The sequence below is a fragment of the Cohnella rhizosphaerae genome (assembly GCF_029525575.1).
Classification (GTDB): Bacteria; Bacillota; Bacilli; order Paenibacillales; family Paenibacillaceae; genus Cohnella; species Cohnella rhizosphaerae.
The window spans coordinates 240,299-259,313 of record NZ_JAPDIA010000003.1 but is presented as its reverse complement, the minus strand read 5'-3'; the positions used below and the strand labels follow the sequence as shown (position 1 = coordinate 259,313).

21 protein-coding genes and 3 pseudogenes are annotated in these 19,015 nt (G+C 57.0%); 6 read left to right on the top strand and 18 right to left on the bottom strand.

Going from position 1 to position 19,015, the window contains the following annotated elements; translation table 11 throughout:
• Window positions 1-20: 20 nt before the first annotated feature.
• The 5 genes from OMP40_RS06695 to OMP40_RS06675 form a co-directional block, all read right to left on the bottom strand.
• Window positions 21-2,372 carry a right-handed parallel beta-helix repeat-containing protein gene (locus OMP40_RS06695; RefSeq protein ID WP_277530184.1) on the bottom strand — a complete coding sequence of 784 codons (2,352 nt, stop codon included), beginning with the start codon at window positions 2,370-2,372 and terminating at the stop codon, window positions 21-23.
• A 68-nt stretch (window positions 2,373-2,440) separates the two neighbouring features.
• Entirely contained in the window at window positions 2,441-2,806 is a 366-nt protein-coding gene (locus OMP40_RS06690; protein ID WP_338131142.1) for a carbohydrate ABC transporter permease, read from the bottom strand.
• A gap of 10 nt (window positions 2,807-2,816) precedes the next feature.
• Window positions 2,817-3,320 (bottom strand): ABC transporter permease family protein, encoded by a 504-nt coding sequence (locus tag OMP40_RS06685; RefSeq protein ID WP_277530183.1) that lies wholly within the window; start codon window positions 3,318-3,320, stop codon window positions 2,817-2,819.
• A gap of 26 nt (window positions 3,321-3,346) precedes the next feature.
• Window positions 3,347-4,222: a carbohydrate ABC transporter permease gene (locus tag OMP40_RS06680; protein WP_277530182.1), complete on the bottom strand. Its 876-nt coding sequence runs from the start codon at window positions 4,220-4,222 to the stop codon at window positions 3,347-3,349.
• A 14-nt stretch (window positions 4,223-4,236) separates the two neighbouring features.
• Entirely contained in the window at window positions 4,237-5,673 is a 1,437-nt protein-coding gene (locus tag OMP40_RS06675; protein WP_277530180.1) for an ABC transporter substrate-binding protein, read from the bottom strand.
• A gap of 129 nt (window positions 5,674-5,802) precedes the next feature.
• On the opposite strand from OMP40_RS06675, the gene OMP40_RS06670 reads away from it, so the two are divergent.
• Window positions 5,803-6,750 carry a cache domain-containing protein gene (locus OMP40_RS06670; RefSeq protein ID WP_277530178.1) on the top strand — a complete coding sequence of 316 codons (948 nt, stop codon included), beginning with the start codon at window positions 5,803-5,805 and terminating at the stop codon, window positions 6,748-6,750.
• On the opposite strand, the gene OMP40_RS06665 is transcribed toward OMP40_RS06670, so the two are convergent.
• The 4 genes from OMP40_RS06665 to OMP40_RS06650 form a co-directional block, all read right to left on the bottom strand.
• A complete protein-coding gene (locus OMP40_RS06665) occupies window positions 6,722-8,155 on the bottom strand; it encodes a sensor histidine kinase (protein WP_277530176.1) in 1,434 nt (477 codons plus the stop codon). The two genes, OMP40_RS06670 and OMP40_RS06665, sit on opposite strands and share 29 nt — an antisense overlap.
• An 85-nt stretch (window positions 8,156-8,240) precedes the next feature.
• Entirely contained in the window at window positions 8,241-8,480 is a 240-nt protein-coding gene (locus tag OMP40_RS06660) for a hypothetical protein (protein WP_277530174.1), read from the bottom strand.
• Window positions 8,477-9,286 (bottom strand): response regulator transcription factor, encoded by an 810-nt coding sequence (locus tag OMP40_RS06655; RefSeq protein WP_277530172.1) that lies wholly within the window; start codon window positions 9,284-9,286, stop codon window positions 8,477-8,479. Before OMP40_RS06655 ends, OMP40_RS06660 begins: the two co-directional genes overlap by 4 nt.
• Window positions 9,287-9,501: 215 nt before the next feature.
• The gene (locus OMP40_RS06650) at window positions 9,502-10,245 is read right to left on the bottom strand and encodes an SDR family NAD(P)-dependent oxidoreductase (RefSeq protein ID WP_277530169.1); all 744 of its coding nucleotides are present in this window, start codon (window positions 10,243-10,245) and stop codon (window positions 9,502-9,504) included.
• Window positions 10,246-10,438: 193 nt separating this feature from the next.
• Between OMP40_RS06650 and OMP40_RS06645 the strand changes: the two genes are divergently transcribed.
• The gene (locus OMP40_RS06645) at window positions 10,439-10,993 is read left to right on the top strand and encodes a TetR/AcrR family transcriptional regulator (protein WP_277530167.1); all 555 of its coding nucleotides are present in this window, start codon (window positions 10,439-10,441) and stop codon (window positions 10,991-10,993) included.
• Window positions 10,994-11,089: 96 nt separating this feature from the next.
• Here OMP40_RS06645 and OMP40_RS06640 read toward each other — a convergent pair whose 3' ends face one another.
• The 4 genes and pseudogenes from OMP40_RS06640 to OMP40_RS06625 all read right to left on the bottom strand — a co-directional run bounded on the left by OMP40_RS06640 (window position 11,090) and on the right by OMP40_RS06625 (window position 13,237).
• On the bottom strand, window positions 11,090-11,896 hold the full coding sequence (locus OMP40_RS06640) for a TIM barrel protein (RefSeq protein WP_277530165.1): 807 nt from the start codon (window positions 11,894-11,896) through the stop codon (window positions 11,090-11,092).
• A 139-nt stretch (window positions 11,897-12,035) separates the two neighbouring features.
• Window positions 12,036-12,530, bottom strand: coding sequence for an SRPBCC family protein (locus OMP40_RS06635; protein WP_277530163.1), 495 nt, complete (start codon window positions 12,528-12,530; stop codon window positions 12,036-12,038).
• 2 nt (window positions 12,531-12,532) lie between these two features.
• Complete coding sequence (locus OMP40_RS06630; protein WP_277530161.1) at window positions 12,533-12,862, bottom strand: ArsR/SmtB family transcription factor; 330 nt, start codon at window positions 12,860-12,862, stop codon at window positions 12,533-12,535.
• Window positions 12,863-12,894: 32 nt separating this feature from the next.
• Window positions 12,895-13,237, bottom strand: a pseudogene (locus OMP40_RS06625) (DUF1801 domain-containing protein).
• Window positions 13,238-13,426: 189 nt separating this feature from the next.
• Here OMP40_RS06625 and OMP40_RS06620 point away from each other — a divergent pair.
• Genes OMP40_RS06620 through OMP40_RS06605 form a run of 4 tightly spaced genes read left to right on the top strand, consistent with a single transcriptional unit; the run spans window position 13,427 to window position 16,382 of the window.
• Window positions 13,427-13,945 carry a sigma-70 family RNA polymerase sigma factor gene (locus OMP40_RS06620; RefSeq protein WP_277530155.1) on the top strand — a complete coding sequence of 173 codons (519 nt, stop codon included), beginning with the start codon at window positions 13,427-13,429 and terminating at the stop codon, window positions 13,943-13,945.
• Entirely contained in the window at window positions 13,936-14,301 is a 366-nt protein-coding gene (locus OMP40_RS06615; RefSeq protein ID WP_277530153.1) for a hypothetical protein, read from the top strand. Before OMP40_RS06620 ends, OMP40_RS06615 begins: the two co-directional genes overlap by 10 nt.
• Window positions 14,279-15,055: a hypothetical protein gene (locus tag OMP40_RS06610; RefSeq protein WP_277530151.1), complete on the top strand. Its 777-nt coding sequence runs from the start codon at window positions 14,279-14,281 to the stop codon at window positions 15,053-15,055. Before OMP40_RS06615 ends, OMP40_RS06610 begins: the two co-directional genes overlap by 23 nt.
• Window positions 14,997-16,382, top strand: coding sequence for a carboxypeptidase-like regulatory domain-containing protein (locus OMP40_RS06605; RefSeq protein WP_277530149.1), 1,386 nt, complete (start codon window positions 14,997-14,999; stop codon window positions 16,380-16,382). Before OMP40_RS06610 ends, OMP40_RS06605 begins: the two co-directional genes overlap by 59 nt.
• A gap of 36 nt (window positions 16,383-16,418) precedes the next feature.
• Here OMP40_RS06605 and OMP40_RS06600 read toward each other — a convergent pair whose 3' ends face one another.
• The 5 genes and pseudogenes from OMP40_RS06600 to OMP40_RS06580 all read right to left on the bottom strand — a co-directional run bounded on the left by OMP40_RS06600 (window position 16,419) and on the right by OMP40_RS06580 (window position 19,011).
• Window positions 16,419-17,192: an ABC transporter permease gene (locus OMP40_RS06600; RefSeq protein WP_277530147.1), complete on the bottom strand. Its 774-nt coding sequence runs from the start codon at window positions 17,190-17,192 to the stop codon at window positions 16,419-16,421.
• Window positions 17,193-17,952: pseudogene (locus tag OMP40_RS06595) on the bottom strand (ABC transporter ATP-binding protein).
• Between the two features lie 15 nt (window positions 17,953-17,967).
• Window positions 17,968-18,319, bottom strand: a pseudogene (locus OMP40_RS06590) (DUF1048 domain-containing protein).
• Window positions 18,320-18,358: 39 nt separating this feature from the next.
• Window positions 18,359-18,706, bottom strand: a complete 348-nt coding sequence (locus tag OMP40_RS06585) for a DUF1048 domain-containing protein (RefSeq protein WP_277530146.1) — start codon at window positions 18,704-18,706, stop codon at window positions 18,359-18,361.
• Window positions 18,703-19,011 (bottom strand): PadR family transcriptional regulator, encoded by a 309-nt coding sequence (locus OMP40_RS06580; RefSeq protein WP_277533018.1) that lies wholly within the window; start codon window positions 19,009-19,011, stop codon window positions 18,703-18,705. Before OMP40_RS06580 ends, OMP40_RS06585 begins: the two co-directional genes overlap by 4 nt.
• Window positions 19,012-19,015: the final 4 nt, after the last annotated feature.

Below are 19,015 nucleotides of genomic sequence, written 5' to 3'. Positions count from 1 at the left end.
GTGAACCGCGAAGGGCTGCCTTAATGGACGATCGTACCGTCCACGATCATATAAGTGCCGCTTGCCTTCACGACCTTCAGTCGGTGGTACCCGATCGCAAGTCCGCTCTGACTGAACACGCTCTGCATCGCCTGTCGCGGACCGGATGTATAGGCGTCGATCCGTTGAACGAATACGCCGTCCACATAGACGTCGGCCAGACCTTGATCGCCGGATCGCTCGGACAGCAGTTCGATCCCGCTGCCGTAGAACGCGTAATCGAAGCTGTCTCCGTTCTGAGACGCATAGTGGACATCGTCCCCGTAATCCCCGATGCCCCGCGCATTCGAATATCCCCAGGCGCCGATATATCCCGCCGCCATCGTCGCATCCGTATCGTTGACATACTTCGGCACCGCGACAGCGTCAACCGTCATATAGGTGCCGCTTTTCTTGACGGCCTTCAGCGTATGCGTTCCCGGAGACAGGCCTCTCTTGACGAATACATGCTGCTGGGCCTGCCTTGCAGCAGCGTACGTATCGATCGTCTGGACCCATACGTTGTCGATGTACACGTCCACAAGACCTTGATCGACGTTCATCTCGCCGATCAGATCGATGCCGTCTCCCGTAAAGGCGTAGCTGACGCTGTCGCCGTTCTGCGTGGCATAGTGGACATCGTCCATATAATCGCCGACCTGGCGATTGCTCGAGACAGCCCAGGACGAGCCCGTGTAGGATAGCCCCGAATCGTTGACGGCGGAAGAGACGACTCCCGCTACAGCCGCTCCGTTATACGCGCCTCTGTTCGGCTGCGCGGTCGCAGATACCGGATTCCCCCAGTAATCTTGTCCGCCGTTGTACGAGACCGGCGTTCCGCTCGCCAGCGCCGGCGACCCTGCGACAAGCTTGAAGCCCGACGCCGCATCCATGCCGTCCATCCCCGGAAAGGGCGCCTGGAATTGAGGATTGGCATTCAGCTTGTGAGCGTCGGCCGGGCCCGAGAAGCCGTGGAACAAGTTGTAATCGTAACTGTAACCGCTGTCAAAATTGCCCTGGCTGCCGACGAAAAGGTTGTTCCAGAAGTACACGTTTTGCTTCAGCGCGCTTCCGCATACGACGCTCGGGTCTCCGAGCTGGCAGTAAGCCTGGATGCGGCCCGTCGTATAAATCGTATTGTTGTAGGCCTGCACGCCCGGCTTGTCGATCAGGAATCTGGCGCCGAGATCGGTCCCGGCCCCATCGTTTACGCTGACATTGTAGCGAAAGACAAGCCAGTCGGACCGCGTATTTTCTTGCTGCAAAATGATGCCGCCGGCATTGTCATGGCTGTAATTGTATTGATAGGTTACCGTGCCCGTATTGCCCCAGTCATTGTCCCAAGCCTCTCCATCCTGGCCCGGTCCCATATCCGCGATCCGCGCCACCTCGTTGTATTGAAAAAGCGGATTGCGGCTCACGAAGGCGAACATGCCGGCGATCAGCCGCTGGTCGCTGACGCCGTTGCGGCTGATATGCCCCAGATCGTACGCGCTATTGCGCTCGATCAAGGGGGCGTCCGCGCCGCCGATGACGATCGCGTCCCTGCCGATGTTCCGGATCGTATTGCCGGCCACGCGCACGTTCGTGCTGTAGTGGAAGTTCGCTTCCGGATTGGCCGTTATCGGGCCGAACCGGTTCATCATCAAAATGCCGATCCCCGTAGAATCGCGGATGGTATTGTTCTGAATGAGCAGGTCGTCGAACCTGGCGTTCGTTACCGGAGACGGGGATTGATGAAAGTTGTTCGGGTCCTCCTCGGTCATCACGTAGATCGCCGCATTATTAAATGCGCCGACCGTCTGACCGTTGCCGTCCGTGCATTCCCAGCAGGAAATGGATTTGACGTCGGCGACTTCAAGGTTAAGCAAATGAATGCCGCCGTACGTCCCGTTCTGGCTGGCATGAACGTAGACGCCGCTGCGCTTCCAATTATCGTTGCCGGCAGCCGGAAACGTAATTTTTAAGTTTTGCACCGTCCAATAGCTTTGGTTCTCCAGCTTGACGGCCGCCGACAGGCTTGCATCTGTCGACCTGTCCCCGGCAATGACGGGAGCGGCGCCGCTCCCGTAGCGATCAATGACAACGGGATTGCCGGCAGCGCCCGAGCCCTTCGGCCATAGCTGTCCTGTCCATACGCCGCCGGACTTGAACAGAATGCGGTCGCCCGGTCCGAACGTCGTACCGTTGATCTTCCCCAGCGTCCGCCAGGCGGTCGCCGGGGTCGTCCCGCTGCCCGCATCGTCTCCGGCCGGATCGACATAATAGGTCGTACTGCTCGCGAGAACCGGCGACACCGGAAGCGACAAGCCCGACAGAAGCAATAACGCAGCAAGCATGATCCGTGTTGCCATACCGTTAGCCTGCAATCCCGCACGCAACATTGGCAGCATCCCCTTCATGTAGGTAGTGAACGACGCGTCTAGCCTTTAATGCCGCTGAAGTTGAAGCCCGCGATGATATAGCGTTGGAAGAACAGGAACAGAACGGCCGGCGGGACAATGGAGAGGGTCAACGCGACGAACATGATGTCCATGGGCGCCGAGCTTTTCAGGTTAAATATCGCGACCATCACCGTCCACAGCTCTTGATCCTTCAGCACCATATAGGGCCAGAAAAAATCCGACCAGGCATTGTTGACGGTAAGGATGGACACCGCCCAGAGCACCGGCTTGCTAAGCGGCAGCGCGATCCGCGCGAACAAGCCCATGGAAGTGCAGCCGTCGATTCTGGCCGCTTCGATCAGCGCCTGCGGAATGCCGTCGAAGAAGCCTTTGAAAATAATGATAAAATAAGCGTTAGCCCCCCGCCATCAGCCACATCGGCCAGAACGAATTCGTCAGATTCAGCCCGAGGATCGGGAAATGGACGAGATTTTTGAATACGCCCACCATGCCTACCGTGTTCGGCAGCAGCATCGTCCAGAGCACAAGCGTCATCAGCACGCCGCTGCCAAGCGGCTTGAGCCTGGACAGGACGAACCCCGTAACGCCGTTGAACAGGATTGTCGATACCAGGGTGCCGCCCGTAACCGCAAGCGTATTGCCGTATATCGTGAGAAATCGGTAATCGCGCCAGGTGGAGACGATTTTGTCGACCTCGAAGGATCTCGGCACGATCGTCGGCGGGATGGCGAAAAACTCCTTCACGTCCTTCAGGCTGGACAGCAGCAGCCAGACGGGCGGGAACAAACAGACTGCCGCTACCGCCAGCATCGCGAAGAACATCGTCCAGTAGAGCAGCTTGATATGCGGCAGCTTGATGTCATGCATGCCGATGATGCCGTTGTAGTTAGCGTTCATACTGCTGGTTCTTCACTCCTCGCGAATTAATCCGACCGCCGATTGACCCTGAAGTACACGAAGGTCAGTACAAGCAAGATCATGAAGGTCATGCTGCCGATCGCCATCGACTTGCCAGCATCGAAATAGCGGAAGGCATAGAAATAGCTTTGCAGCATGAGGGACATCGATGAGTTGCTCGGTCCGCCCTCCGTCATCGTCAATGGTTCGTACATCACTTGAAACACGCCGATGATCTGCAGGATAAACATGATGCCGATAATACTGGAAATCTGCGGAATCGTAACATTTCTTACGCGCTGCGCGACTCCGGCGCCGTCCAGCGCGGCGGCCTCGTACAGCTCGCGGTTGACGCCCTGCAGGCTGGCCAGATACAAGATGACCGAGCCGCCGAACGACTTCCAGGTCATGGTCACGACGATCAGCGGGATGCTCCATCCGGGATCCTGCAGCCAAGGATACGGACCAAGTCCGATTTTGCCGAACAGCATATTCAGCAGTCCGCCATCGCCGGGCTCGAACATGAACATCCACATCATCGCGGCCGCGATTCCCGGGACGATCACGGGAAAATAAATCGAAAACTTGAAAAATGACTTGAAATGAACCAGTTCGTTCACGATGATCGCGATGACGATCGGAAGCGCGAATCCGATCGTCAGCGACCATACGACATAAGAGAACGTATTGATCAGCGTCTGTTGAAACTCCGAGTTCTGGATCACTTCGACGTAGTTTCTGATCCCGACGTACTGCTCCGCCCGATATCCCTTCGTTTTGAAAAATGACAGGTAGAGTCCCGAAATCAGCGGCTGCCAGGAAAAAACGATGAACAGGAACAAGCTGGGCAGCACAAGGCCCCATACGGGGATCTCTCTCCAAATTCTTCTGGCGATTCTCATTGCCGGGCCACCGATTACGCCTTATCCAGGTAATCCCGTTGGAAGTCCGCTACCGCTTGGTCGAGCAGCGCCTTCGGGTCGGCGCTTTCCTTGGTCAATACGGCCTGAATCACGACGTCGAGCGCCTTGTACAGCTCTTGCGAATTGATCGGCTCTTCCGGTCGGATCGTGACGCCTTCATTGTTCATATAGCTGTTCCACAGGTCCATGTTGACGTTCGTATACTTGGCACGAATCTCGTCCTGCGTCTTCACCACTTGCGGGTCGGCCCACAGCGACATGCTGTGCGGGCCTACGACGCGGTTCAGCTTCTGGTCGTTCGCCAGCGACTCCTCGAATACTTTAAGGGAATCCGCGGACGTATCGGGCGAGTAGCCGCGATATTTAAGCCATTTGAAGCCTGCGTCGATCTGCTCGGGAGAGCTGTTGTTGGAGAACATGTACAGCGAACCGCCCATCAGCGAATATTTCCCCTTCGGTCCGGCCGGCACCGCCGCCATCGCCTCGTCGTCCTTGCTCATCTTGTAGTCGTTGATCGGCTGATTCGCCCAGTCCGCCGTGCCGAAGCCCATACCCACCTGATCTGTCCCGATCATTCGGAACAGGTCGCTGACGTCGACCAGATTGTTGTCGGTCAGCACCTTGTATTTCCATTTCAGGTCCTTCACGTATTGCAGCGCCGCGACGGCCTCCGGGCTATTGAATACCGCCGTCCACTTGCCGTCTACCTGCTTCTCGAACTCCGCGCCGAACGACCAGGCGATGTTCATGAACTGCCAGCCGCCTTGTCCGTTCTTGGTCGGGAGGAAGAAGCCGGCTTTTCCTGTCTTCTCCTTAATGACTTGCGCGGTTTGAGCCAGCTCGTCGTAGGTTTGGGGGTACTTGGGCACGCCCTTGTCGTCGACGAGACCGGCCTGCTTGAACAGATTGACGTTCAGCCACAGTCCCATGTAGTAGCCGCTGGTCGGAAAACCATAGATCTTGCCGTCCTTCTTGACCAGGTCGAGCATGCTCGGGTTCAGCGACTGATCGTAGCCGTACGCCTTCATCGATTCCGTCAGATCGGCTGCATAACCTGCGTTGATGATCTTCTGCGGCTCTGTGAAAAACGTGCCGAAGAGGTTGGGGAGCTGTCCGCTCTCCGCTTTGGGCAGGAACGTGCTGGCATCGTACGGATAAGGCTCGGTTTCCATCACGATGTTGGCGTTGGCTGCCTCGAACGCCTGCTTCCACTTTTCGAATTGCGGGAGAGACTGGTCGTTCGTCTGCGGCCAGTCCCCGTTCACGAACGTGATTTTCTTTCCGCTCGCCGGCGAGGAAGAAGCAGTCGCGGACGCCTCGCCGCCGGAAGCTTCCGAAGCATTGGGCTGGCTGTTGCCTTTGGTCGTACATCCGGTCACCATGACTGCAACAATCGAGCCGGCGACCAAACCCTTCATAAACTTGTTCAAATCCGTTATCCCCCTCTGGTAGAATAGCTTTATGATAGCGCTTTAATCGGATGCGCTCCTAGGCGGCAAACCTGCCTTTTATTCTAAATTCGTGCCCAATCTCATGGCTTCGAAAGGGAGGCCGTTCTCATGTTCCGGAAGCTGAATGTCAGAATCGTATTCCTCGTCTGTCTCTCGCTGTGGCTGACTTCGCTGACGATCGGGGCGTTTGCCTATCTCTATGCCAGGAATACGATGAGTCAGCAATTTCATAGCGTATTCGACAGCTACTTCAAGAGCAGCGCGGACAACCTGACGCACGATCTGAATTATACGGTGGAGATGCTCCGCATGATCGGCGCGAACTCGCAAGTGCGCAAGGCGCTGGACAGCCCCGAATACGATTCCACGCTGCCGCATCAGTTGGACGCGCTTATTCTTAACTCTACGTTGCGCATTCAGGGCATGACGCTTTATACGTCCCAGGGACTCGTTTACGCGACGAGCCTGACATCGAATCCGCCTGCGCTGGCCCAGCTGGCGGCCTTGCCCAGGCTGTCCGCCTGGATGAGCGGTTCCGGCGACGACCCGCTCTGGACATGGCGCAGGCCGGACGAAGTGCGCGACTTCTACAATGGGAAATACGGCAGCGACGGCGTGCTGACGCTGGCCATCAAGCTCTCTTCCACCGCCTCCCGGCAAGCCGGTTATGCGGTAATCGACTTTAACCCGGATTATCTGTTCCAGTTTTTCCAGACCAAAAACGCCTCTCTGAAGGGAGTAGGCGTCGGTATTGCGGATGAACGCGGTCAATGGCTGGCCAGCAACCGCTCTTCCCCGGCCGAGGGCGTTCGCGCCGCCTTTGCCGTCCGGCATCCGATTCAGACCGCGGGGGCCGTATTGGTCGCGGTCGTTCCCGAAGCCGCGGTACGGGAGCCCCTGCATGCGCTGCGTACTTTTCTGGCCGTATCTTCGTCGGTCTTCCTGCTCATCTCGTTGGCCGTCAGCCTGTACCTCAGACATTTGATCGTCGCGCCGTTAAGCCGTCTTTATCTGAAGATGAAAAAATTCAAGAATCGCCCCGTTCAAGGCCGATGACCACCGTCGCCGTCGTTCCGCTCCCCGGCACGCTGCGAATGGTAATGCCGTATTGATCGCCGTATTCCATGCGAATTCTCTCGTCCACGTTCGCAATGCCGTACCCTCTCCCGCTATATGTCTTGGGCGCGGCGTACAGCAACTGGTCCGAATCGAATCCGATACCGTCGTCGGTAATGTCGAACCGCAGCGCATGGCGCTCCATGGTCCCCTTGACCGTAATGGTGCCTTTACTCGCCTTAGGCCCTATGCCGTGAACGATGGCGTTCTCGATCAATGGCTGCAGGAGGATCTTCAGCATAGGAAACGGCAGAATCTCCGCTTCTATATCGTAGTGCACTTCGAATTTGTCGGGATAGCGGAATTCCTCGATGGCCACATAGCTTTTCACGATGCCCAGCTCTTCCTCGACCCGAATGAACTTGTCGCCTTTATGCAGGCTCAACCGGTAGAAGCTGGCGAGCTCGAGCACAAGCCTTTCAATATCCGGCTGCGCGTTGATCTTGGCGATCCAGCCGATCGCGTCCAGCGTATTGTACAGGAAGTGCGGATTGATCTGTGCCTGAAGGGCGACCAGCTCGGATTCTCTCTGCTTGTCCTTGGACTCGTTGTTGTTGGCGATCAGCTCGTCGATCCGTACGACCATATCGTCGAAGCTTCGGGACAGCACCTGCAGCTCGTCTCCGGACGCCTCTTCGGCGTGCTTTTGTTCGGGCGCCTCCGTCGCCGTTTTCCCGAATCCTTTTATTTTACCGATCAGCCCATTGACCGGTTTAAGCGTCGTTGCCGCCAGGTACAGGGCAAATCCTAAGGCCACGACAAAAACGAGTCCTTGAATCCACGCGGACAAGCGTTCCATCCGACGAATGCTTGCGTACAGCTTGTCCTCGGAAGCAAGGTTTACGATGCTCCATTTCAAGCCGATCCGCTCGAGATTGCCGGTGAGCGGATAGGACGACACGGCATAGGTCTCTCCTTCGGGCAGCGCGACCTTGATCGTCGGGTGTCCGCGGTCCGCTCCTTCCTCGCTCCGCTGTCCCAGCACCCAGTCGAACATCACGGCGCCGAGCTTGCTCTTGTCGCCGGCCGATATAATGCGGTCGCCGTCTACCAGCATCGAGTAGCCCCACGGATGAATCGTATTTTGAATCAACTCGTAAAGCGATTCTTCTTTAATCTCCACGATCAGCACGCCAAGCTGCTGGCCCGTATAGAAGTTCTGGAATTTGCGGCCCAGCTGCAAGTAGGCCTTGCCTTCCGCATCCTTGCGGATATCTCCCCATACCGGCGTTGACGAAGCGAGGATCCTGTCGACAAAGGCTTGATCCGGCTCCTCGATCGCGATGGCTGCGGGATAGCCGTAATAGTCGGAGTCGTTCGTTCGGATGAACAGTTTCCCGACCACGCGCCCGTCTATCATCGTATTCGCCAGCAACTCGTTAAGCTTGGACTGCTTGTCCGCTTGGTCCCCTTCCGGGCCGTTCAGCAGGTTATATATTTTTTTGATCGGTGAGCAGACGGATGGACAACATATTGACGCCTTGAACGAGCAGCTCGATACTGTTGCCGATCTTCTCGTAGTTGATCGCGATCTGATCGTCGATCGTGTTTTTCATTTGACGCTGCAAGTAGCTCTCCGTGCCTCTTAGCGTTATCGTCGAAAAGACGAGCAGCGTGGGCACCAGGATAAGAAACAGCTTGGTTCGCAGACGCATTCGCCCAAAGCTCACGGCTCTGCGCCTCCCTGAAGCACGGAAGCCATTTGCTGGTATTCTTTTGGCGTCATGGCCACGATCTTTTTGAACACTTGGCTGAAATACTTCGGATCGGGGAAGCCCACCATGGCGCCGACCTCGTAAACCTTCGTACGCCGGTCGGCCAGCAGCCGCTTCGCTCTCTCCACCCGATATTCCGTCAAATAGGTATTAATCGTTTTGTTCTGGCGCTCCTTGAAGACCCGCATCATATAGTACGGGCTGATGTGCAGCCGATCGGCCAGCAGCTTCACGCTCAAGTCCTCCATATAGCAAGTCTCGATGACGCGGAGCACCTCCTCTACGAGGGCGTGCGTCTGACCCACCTTCCGGATCCGAATCTCGTTCAGCAAGGAAGCAAGCCTCCCGATCAGCCGCTCCCGATACAGCTGCTGCAGCAGCGAATCTTGCCGGATCTCCTTTGCCAGTTTGTCCAGCAGCGCCACAAGCTGGCTGTTGTCCACCGGCTTAAGGATGTACCCGTCCGCGCCGTAATCGACCGCGCCCTTGGCATATGCAAAATCCTCGTAACCGCTAATGACGACAAGTCTGGTTTGAAGCGCTTGTCTTCGGACTTCGCGCATGAATTCGATTCCGTCCATCAAGGGCATTCTGACATCCGTAATAACGACGCCCGGCTTCAGAACCCCAACCAATTGAAGCGCTTCCAAACCATTGGAGGCTTCGCCTGCGACTTCATAGCCCAGGCTTCTCCAATCGATCGTCATGCGAAGTCCCTTTCGCACCAAATGTTCGTCATCGACTATCAGCACGCTGATCATGATCCAACCCCCCGAAGCAGTCTTATACGCGTCCCTTCGCACTACGGCCGAATCCGCCGCTTGCATCACACGAAAAGTCTACCATGTTTCGGGCCGGAATGCAGGATAGCAAAAAAAAAGCCGCTGCGTGAGCGCGCCGCGGCGTTATTGCAAATCAGACAGGATTTGTTATTCCCGGCCAGCTTCGTGCCACATTCGATAGGGCAGACAGACCGTCAGACCGCCATAAATCCGCCGTCCACGAACAGTTCCTCGCCTGCGATGAAGCTGCTCTCGTCCGATGCCAGGAACAGCACCGCTTTGGCGACCTCGTCCGGCTGGCCGAATCTTCCGAATGGCGTCATCTGCTTCATCGCTTCCTCGGCCCCTTCGTTGTCTCGGAGATACGTCTCGATTGCCGGCGTGAGGATCACGCCGGGGGAAACCACGTTTACGCGGATGCCACGGCTCTTAAGGTCGGTCGTCCATGTGCGCGCGAACGAGCGGATCGCGGCCTTCGTGGCGCTATAGATCGACAAACTGGGAAACCCTTTGCTGCCCGACCCCGATCCGGTTAGGATCACCGCGCCTCCATCCTTCATGAGCGGCAACGCCTTCTGAACGGTGAAGACCATACCCTTCACGTTCGTGTCGAACACGCGATCGAAGTGCGCTTCCTCGATGCCGCCGAGCGGCGCGGACTCGGATATCCCTGCGTTGGCAAACACGACGTCGATCTTGCCGTGATCTCGTTGAATCCGCTCGTAGAGCCGATCGAGGTCGGCGAAGTTGCCGACATCTCCCTGGACGCCGACGGCCCCGCGGACGATCTCCTTCAGGGCCTCATCCAATCGTTCTTGCCGACGCCCCGTGATGTACACATGCGCCCCTTCCGTCGCAAAAAGTTTGGCCGTCATCAAGCCGATGCCATCGCTGCCGCCCGTGATCACGACGACCTTGTTCTCAAATCGATTCGACATTTCCTCTGCCCTCTTTCCTTTTAAGTGGAGGTTTACTCCACTTATTATACGGAGGCATCCTCCACTTTTCAAGTCGCATGAAAAACACGACTGCTTTTTTAGCCTCTGTATCCCTTTTGACACTTTCTCCGACGTTCACTACACTAAAGAAAGCAAAGAAAATAACGGTGAAAAGACGTAGGGGGGAACCGCATTGACTGACATCCATCCACTGCGGGCAGACGCCCAACGGAACCGCGAACGTATCCTCGCCGCAGCTGAAGAGGTCTTCGTAGCGCGGGGTGCCGGCGCTTCGCTGGAAGACGTCGCAAAGCGTGCCGGCGTTGGAATCGGGACGCTCTATCGGCGCTTTCCTACGCGCGACGCGCTCTTGGCTGCAACCTACAGCGACCGTTTCTTGTCATTCGCGCAAGCCAGTCGGGAAAGATCTGCCGGACTTGATCCGGCAAGCGGGGTACGTGCCTATCTTGAAGAACTCGCCCTGCATACGAGCGTTTATCGTGGCCTTGCCGCTTCGCTAGGCACTGTTCTTCAAGTCGGCACGCCAGGTTGCCACGCGACAACCGAGGAGGGGTTGCGATTACTGGACCATGCGCAGAAGGCGGGGGCTATTCGTCCTGATATCACCCTCGATGATCTGGTGTACGTCGTAACCGCGATCTCCCTGGCTGCTGAAGGCGATGACTCGCCGAAATCTCGCATTGCTCATTTGGTCAGCTTGTTCCTCGACGGCATCAGCGTGCGGTGACGGTCCAGAACCTCATTGGACGACGAATGTTTTTCTGAGCACAAAAAAAATACACCGCCAGAGCAAGCGTATGCCCGGCGATGCATGTGCTTTATTCTATTTAGCCGCGACGCGTTCCTCCGCTTCGATGTCCGCAAAATAACGCGCGCTCTCCACCATCGGCGTACAGTCGGAGTGATCCCCGCTCAGCGTGATCTCGAAAATAAAGTCCTTGCCCAGCACGAGCGGCTTCACCATGCGCCAATCGATCTTCCCCAGGCCCAGCTGCAGCGAATCGTGCACAAGTCCCATGCTGTCGACGAGATGGTAATATTGCGCGTAAGGCGCGGTGCGTTCGAGGATGTCCCGCAGCCGCTCGTTGTCCCCGCGATAGCCGATAAACGTATGACTCACGTCGACCGTCAGCGGAAGCGCCAGCGGCTCGATCAGATCTTCGATGAGATACGGATTGCAGCCGTAAGAGAACAACCCTTCCGTCGAATCCTCCCAGACGAACGCGTCCCGCGAATACGCCATGATCTTGCGAATCTCTTCGCGCAGCAGCGCGGTTCGCTCCCGGGTAACATTGCCGCAGCTGGCCGTATGGACGTAGTGGGCGTGCACGACGCATTTGGCCCGCTCCTCCTCGCAGATGCGGGCGAGCGTTTCGCAAGATTCATGGTAAAATCGGCGCGCATCCGGATTTTCGCTCAAGATGTCCAGATACGTCCCGCGGTACGTCGGCGGATGATGCAGATACGGCTTGACTCCACGATCGTGAAGCTGGCGGATACGGTCACGGATAAGTTCCTGATCGCCCAGATCGCGCTCGCTGAGGTAGAACTCGATAATATCCGGCTCGTAAGAAAGGCGATTGTCCAAGTTGCGCTGCTCGAGATTCCCTTTCAAGCGTATAAACTTCACCAGAATACCACCTCCGTCCCCCATCTTATCACATCCGTGTTAATGGGGCGTTATCGCGCGCCCCCGCTTCAAGTCGTCTTGTAAAATCCGCTAAAAACAGAAAAGCAGCGCTCCCGCATCGGGAACGCCGCTCTCCTCTTTATTGCTGGCTGGCCAGGTATTGATCGAGCTGCTCGAACGTGCCGGCGAAGCCTTGCTTGACCATCGGCTTCATCGCGTTGAACGCCGCCATCTCCTCTTCCGAGGCGTTGATCGGACCGCCGCTGAAGGTGACCGTGGTCTTGCCGTCCGCTTCCTCGAAGGTCAGGATATTGATGATCTCGAGCGGCCAGTTCGGGTTGAAGGGCGCCCGGATCGTGTTGCCCTGTTCGTCGCTGAACGATTGGACGAAGACGAGCTTTTCCGGCTTAATGACTTCCCTATAGACGAACTTCCCCCACATGCTCATCCCGTCAGGCGACTTCTGGCACCCGAGAAACATGCCGCCCGGACGGGCGTCCATCTTGCTCACCTCGAGCGTGAACCCCTTCGGGCCCCACCATTTGCCGAAGTGCTCCGCCTCCGTCCATACCTTGAATACTAGCTCGCGAGGCGCGTTGAACTCGCGCGTCAACAATACTTCCTGGTCTGCCACTTTTATTCCTCCTCGTTATTTTCCTTTTGAATATAAGAAAGATACGCGTCCAGCTGACCGAATTGGTCCTCCCAGAACTTGCGAAACGTACCGAGCCATTCGTTCATCTCCTGAAAAGGCTGGGCGCGAAGCCTGTAAATCCGCCGGTTAGCGACCGGGTACACGTCCACGATCTTCGCTTCGCTCAGTACCTTTAGATGCTTCGAGGCCTGCGGCTGGCGAATGTGCAGTTCATTCGCGATCTCCCCTACCGTAAGCTGACCGCCCCGCAGCAGCTCCACGATCCGCAGTCGCGTGGGCTCGGCCAAGGCGCCTAGCGTATCCGGCTCCATCCCGCATCATCCGCCCCCCCGCCCGCTCCGGATCAGAGCGATTCAGCGGCCTTGGCGAGCAGCGCGGACAGCGTCTCGTAGTCAGGCGCGACGCCTTGCTTGATCTTGATCCACTTGCGCTCCGGCGGTCCTTCGAAGCCCTTCGGGAAATCAATCCCCCGATGCGTTCATGATCATAAAGGCGATGGCATCCTTCGAAGGCGAGATGACCGCGGCATAATGACCGTTTTTCAGAAAATGGGGCTTCTTGTACTGAATTCGTTCCTCGACCGACGGAATCGTCCGATGCACCATCTCCCTAAGCTGCTTGGCAAGCTGAACCTGCCAGTCCGCACCCAGGTTGTCGATAAAAGCAATTACTTCTTCATTCTCCACTTCAGTCCAACTCCTTTTCTTCAAGTTTTATCCATGCCCAGAATATACTACATAGGGAATATTCTCGTAAAGGAATTTTTAAAATTTTCTATGTCTTGAAAAGATCCGGCGATATTTGCGCAACCGAATCCATGCAGCGCGCATCTTACTTACGGGGGAGGAGGAAGCGGTCTGGATATCGTTCAAGGCTTGAAGGAGAAAGACGAAGCCGCGCTTCGGGCGTTAATGACGCGGTACGGCGATGAATTGATGCGAACGGCATTCCTGCTGGTCAAAGATAAGCAAGCCGCGGAAGAAGCCGTCATGGACACGTTCATCCAGGCCTACCGCAAGATCGGCCAGCTCCAGAATCCCGACCGTCTGCAAAGCTGGCTTCTGCGCATCGCGGTGAACCGGTGCCGGATGAAGATGCGCACGTGGAGCTGGAGCCGAATCTTTCCTCTATCCCAGGTAGAGACATTGGTGGCTGAAGAAGAGCCTGGCCCGGAGACGCTCCTGATGGATGCATGGCGCAACGAGATGCTAAGCGAGGCGCTGCTGAAGCTGGATTACAAATATCGCGAAGCGATCGTTTTGTTTTATTACACCGGACTAAGCGTGGCCGATCGCGGAACAGACGAGCGGCAACGAGAATACGGTAAAGGCCAGGCTGGCGAGAGGCCGGGCGAAGCTGAAGCTCATGCTGGAGGAACAGGAGGATGGGAATGAAACCGGAGCAGGCGCAAGCGTCCATGAGAGCGAAGCTGGAGGAAGAGCTTAAGGAAATGCACTTTTCGAGAAGCACGGAAGTGTTGAATCGTACCCATCCCCGTTCCTTGCCGGCCAAGCTGCGCGCTTGGTGGAATTACGAGATCGAACTGCCTTTGATCCCGCTCGGCGCCGGCTTCGCCGTGCTGCTGGTGATCTTGCTCGCGACGCAGTTTGAAGAGCATTCGGATCCGGGGGACTTGGCGGGAGACATGCCGCGCGCTGATCGGCAGCTCGTCGAAGCGGGAGGCAATACGTACTGGAAAGAGGACTTTGAAAAGGCGGTGAGGCGCGTTGAAGGTAAGGATCAAAGTTAAGCATCTCTTCACGCTTGTCGCCGTCCTGTGCGCTTCGCTCGTCTTGCTTCAAGTCTTCATAATGCCGAGCGTCCAGGTCGCGCTCGCGAAAAAGCACTTCGAGCAAGGGGTACCGAATGGAAAAAATGAAATGCTTCGCGCGTTCGATGCCGCGTCCGGAGACGACAAGTGGGCGCTGATCCGGCGCTATATGATTGAGAACGGCTCGGATTTGGGCGCGACGAGATTCGACGTCATCGCGGGAGACGGAACCTTCGATTCGTCGACAGTGACCTCGTTGCCGGACGCGCCGCGCTGGACGGGGGAAGAGAAGCTCAAGTACCTGGAAGCCTACACAGAAGGCGGCCCGGTCGATGGCTATATGGTTCGGGCGGCGAAGCAGTTGGCCTTCGAATATTTAAAGCTTGGCAGGATTGAAGATGCGATCCGCGCGTTAGAGCGGACGGAGAAAAAGCTCCCCAGTCTTGACGATAATCATAAAAACGAGCTTAAGTTTGCCCGCGCCAAGATATATGCGGATACCGAGCAATCCGACACGTCGGAGCGCTTGTTGAACGAACTCGGCGAGCTCCCCAGCCGGCAGGATCCGTATCTCAACGACAATGTCGCGAAGCTCAAGACCTGGATTTCAAAGCAGCGAGATCCTACAGCTTCAAGCGTATCCGGTACGATTAAAAAAAAGCGACGGCACGCGCATGTCAGGCATCGGCGTGTACTTGCGGAGCAGCAGGGATATCTACCACAGCCTGATTGATAACGAGCCTTACCAGACGATGACCGACGCCGAAGGCCGCTTTACGTTCAAAGGCATTGCCCCCGGGAGTTACGTCATTTACATCGGCCTCAACTTCGAGCAGCTCGACGGCTGGACGCGACCGGCCGGCTATAACGAGGAGTGGATCGACCTCCAGGGCGGCGAGCGGTTGACCCGCAACATTACGTTGCAAAGATTAATTCAGCTGCATACGCCCGTGGATCAGCAGGTCATTACAGGCGATACGGTCCAGTTCGAATGGGAGCCCGTCGAAGGCGCCGCGTACTACAACCTGAACGGGGCCTTACCCGTCGATAACGGCTTGGTAGTCTTCCCAATCAAAAATCATATCGAACGCAACGCCATCGAATTGCCGCTCGAAACGCTTTACGGCGTCGCAACAGGCTATTCCTACAAAAAGTTCGACGACAAGGAGTTGCCTGATCCCTCCAATCTGCTCGGATTCGCCGATCCGTCCAGCCGGTTTTCCTGGAACGTAGAGGCCTACGATGTCGGCGGGCAACTGTTGACGCGAAGCAACGGCTACCGGTTGAACGAGCAGACGATGGGTCATCTTCCGTTTTTCTACCTGAAGGCACGCACGCTCACCGAAGCCGACCGTCTGCTGCTCGAGGGCCGCATGGACGAAGCGTTGTCCGCGTACAAAGCGGACTACGCGCAGGATGAGCAGGATCATCATAGTCTGCGGATGATCGTTAAGCTTCTCGGGATCCCTGCGCCGGGTCAAAAACAGATATTTGACGCGGCTTCATTAACGTACCTGGAGAAGCTGGCAAGTGTCGACGATAGCGGAAGTGCGCTGGCCACCTTGATCGAGCATTACGGAAGCGTCGGGAACTGGCCTTTGGTGGACCGGTATTACGGCATGCTCGAGGAAACCCGGCAAGGAAAGGTGGAAAGCTACACGCAGGCTCTCTATGGTACGCTGCTGCTCAAGCAAGAAAGGTTCCGGGAAGGCGAGGCGCAGCTCCGACACGCGCAAGAAAATGATCCTTCCAACCGGTTTATCGGCAGTTATCTCGCGAGCGTTATTTATTTGTCAGGCGACTTGGTTAAGGCCGAAGCGCTCGCGCGCCAGTACCCTGAACGCTCCTATTACGATCAAGCCAATCCGGACTGGAGCAAGCTCGTGCAAGATTTAGCTGGAGAAAGCCGGAATGCGAATAGGGAAACCTACTTGTCGCAGCTGAGAGATGCGTTGCGGATCGGGTTCAGCGGAGATCAGGCGCGCGTGGCGAAATGGAGGGCGAAGTCGGAGCATGCGGCCATGGAGGCGTTCGTCCTGGCGCTGTCAAAGGTCGATTAGCGTGGCTATTGCGGCGGGCTTCAAGCAGCCATCGCCTTATTGCGCGGAATGACGATTGTAAGCCCGCACCGCGAATGCGTAGGCGACGATCAATATGCCCAAGCACCAAGCCAGCGCAACCCAGATATCGTTACCTACCGGTTGGTTCGACAGCAGCGCGCGGATCGTTTCGACGATGGAGGTCACCGGCTGGTTCTCGGCGAAGGCGCGAACGACGGCGGGCATCGACTCGGTCGGCACGAACGCCGAGCTGATGAACGGCAGGAAGATCAGCGGGTAGGAGAAGGCGCTTGCGCCTTCGACCGTCTTGGCGGACAGTCCGGCGATGGCCGCGATCCAGGTGAGCGCCAGCGTGAATAGGACGAGGATGCCTGCTACGGCGAGCCAGGGCAAGATTCCGGCCGACGAACGAAAGCCCATCGCGAGCGCGACGAGTATGATGACGGCGATCGAAATGACGTTGGATACGACCGATGTCAGCACATGCCCCCACAGCATCGTAGAGCGCGCGATCGGCATGGAGTTGAACCGCTCGATGATGCCCCGCTGCTTATCCAGAAACAGGCGGTAAGCGACATAGGCGACGCCGCTGGCGATCGCCATGAGCAGGATGCCTGGCAGCAGGTAATTCACGTAGTTATCCGTACCGGTCTCGATCGCGCCGCCGAAGACGTACACGAACAGCAGCATCATCGCGATCGGCGTGACGCAGACCGTGAAGATCGTGTCCACGCTGCGGAAAATATGGCGCATGGAACGTCCGAGCATGACGCCCATATCGCTGAAAAAGTGGTTTTTTGCCGTTTCCATTTAGATGGCCTCCTTTTTGCCGATGATGGCGAGGAAGATTTCCTCTAACGTCGGCTGTTTTTCCACATACTCGACCTTCGCTTGGGGGGAACCTCTTCTTCAGCTCCGCCAGCGTACCGCCGGCAATGATCCGGCCCTCGTGCAGAATGGCGATTCGGTCGGCCAACTGCTCCGCTTCCTCCAGATACTGCGTGGTAAGAAATATCGTCGTGCCGCCGTCTGCGAGCTCCTTGACGATCTTCCATACCTCAATGCGTGCCTCCGGATCAAGCCCCGTGGTCGGTTCGTCGAGGAAAATAATCTTCGGCTTGCCGACCAGACTCAAGGCGATGTCGAGACGGCGGCGCATGCCGCCAGAATACGTGGAAGGCTTGCGGTCGGCGGCGTCCGTCAGGCCGAAGCGCTTCAGCAGATCGTCCGCCGCCTGGCGCGGCTGCTCGAGATGCCGCAGCTTGGCGATCATGATCAGGTTCTCCCGCCCGGTGAGCACCTCGTCGACCGCCGCGAACTGCCCGGTCAGGCTGATCGCATGCCGCACCTTCTCCGGCTGGGACGCGACCTCGACCCCGTTCACGAAGGCGTTGCCTCCGTCCGGCTTGAGCAGCGTGGCGAGGATTCGGACCATCGTCGTCTTGCCTGCGCCGTTTGCGCCGAGCAGGGCGAAGATCTCGCCCCGCTTCACCTCCAGATCGACGCCCTTCAGCACTTCCTTGCCTTTGAAGGCCTTTTGAAGACCTTTCACTTCGATCGCTTTTTCCATCGCCGCTCTCCTCCTTTATTTTTTGTTGTCCGTCACTTTTTTCATGGCCTTGTTAACGGCCTGATTCGCGGATTCCTGCGCGATGTCGGCGTACGTTTTCGAATCTTTGATCAGCTCGTCGCAGAAGGCCGCCACGTCGCTGCCCGTCACCTCGAGCACGCCCTTGCCCGACGCCGCGCCTTCCTCGAACAGATCGACGATCCCCGACAGCAGCCCGTTTCCCTCGGTCAGTTCGACCGGTCCGACCTTGAATAGATATTTTTGAATCTCTTTGTAAACGATCTGATAATCCTGCGGAAGCGCCTTGACCCGCGCTACATGCGCGCGCCATTCTTTTTTTGCCCTCGATCATATCGCGAATGTTCATTTTGATTTCCTCCCTAATCGCCTCATTATTTGCCTAACTTTATTTGCCTAACTTTTTGGCCACGTTCTGATTGAGCTGCTGGCGCCACTTGTCGCGGTAGGTCTTTGCCCCTTCTTCGCCGGCCAGCGCCGCGCAGAAGCCTTTGATGTCGTCGCCCAGCACCTCTTGGACGCGCTGTCCCTCCGCCGCCGATTCTTCGAGCAGACCGAGCACGCCGTCGAGGATCGGCATCAGGTTGCGACCGCTGAAGCTGGAGTACGACCAAAGATTGGCGGTCACTTCTCCCCATGCCGCCTGATATTCGGCCGGCAGCTTTTTGGCTCGCGCTTCAAAAGCCTTCATTTCCTTCGTCATGTCGCTTCCGGTGATCTTTTCCCAAAGGTTCATTGCGATTTCTCCTTTAACTCGTTCATTTTGGACGATACGAACTCCCACTTTTCCCAGAACTTCCGAAGCTCTGCGCGTCCCGCGTCGTTAATCGCGAAAAACTTGCGCGGCGGCCCCAATTCCGAAGGCTTCTTGGTGATCTCCACCAGCTTGTTTTTCTCCAGCCGGATCAGGATCGTGTACACCGTCCCTTCCACGACGTCCGCGAAGCCGAGAGCGTTCAACTGCCGCGTGATCTCGTAGCCGTACGTTTCCTTGCGGCTAATAATTTCAAGGACGCAGCCCTCGAGCACGCCTTTGAGCATTTCC

What these genes read in the sequence shown, in the direction of transcription:
- OMP40_RS06695 (WP_277530184.1), bottom strand. Translation starts at nt 2,372, where the DNA reads ATGGCAACACGGATCATGCTTGCTGCGTTATTGCTTCTGTCGGGCTTG.
- OMP40_RS06685 (WP_277530183.1), bottom strand. Translation starts at nt 3,320, where the DNA reads ATGAACGCTAACTACAACGGCATCATCGGCATGCATGACATCAAGCTG.
- OMP40_RS06680 (WP_277530182.1), bottom strand. Translation starts at nt 4,222, where the DNA reads ATGAGAATCGCCAGAAGAATTTGGAGAGAGATCCCCGTATGGGGCCTT.
- OMP40_RS06670 (WP_277530178.1), top strand. Translation starts at nt 5,803, where the DNA reads ATGTTCCGGAAGCTGAATGTCAGAATCGTATTCCTCGTCTGTCTCTCG.
- OMP40_RS06655 (WP_277530172.1), bottom strand. Translation starts at nt 9,286, where the DNA reads ATGATCAGCGTGCTGATAGTCGATGACGAACATTTGGTGCGAAAGGGA.
- OMP40_RS06650 (WP_277530169.1), bottom strand. Translation starts at nt 10,245, where the DNA reads ATGTCGAATCGATTTGAGAACAAGGTCGTCGTGATCACGGGCGGCAGC.
- OMP40_RS06630 (WP_277530161.1), bottom strand. Translation starts at nt 12,862, where the DNA reads ATGGAGCCGGATACGCTAGGCGCCTTGGCCGAGCCCACGCGACTGCGG.
- OMP40_RS06615 (WP_277530153.1), top strand. Translation starts at nt 13,936, where the DNA reads ATGGGAATGAAACCGGAGCAGGCGCAAGCGTCCATGAGAGCGAAGCTG.
- OMP40_RS06605 (WP_277530149.1), top strand. Translation starts at nt 14,997, where the DNA reads ATGTCAGGCATCGGCGTGTACTTGCGGAGCAGCAGGGATATCTACCAC.
- OMP40_RS06600 (WP_277530147.1), bottom strand. Translation starts at nt 17,192, where the DNA reads ATGGAAACGGCAAAAAACCACTTTTTCAGCGATATGGGCGTCATGCTC.
- OMP40_RS06585 (WP_277530146.1), bottom strand. Translation starts at nt 18,706, where the DNA reads ATGAACCTTTGGGAAAAGATCACCGGAAGCGACATGACGAAGGAAATG.
- OMP40_RS06580 (WP_277533018.1), bottom strand. Translation starts at nt 19,011, where the DNA reads ATGCTCAAAGGCGTGCTCGAGGGCTGCGTCCTTGAAATTATTAGCCGC.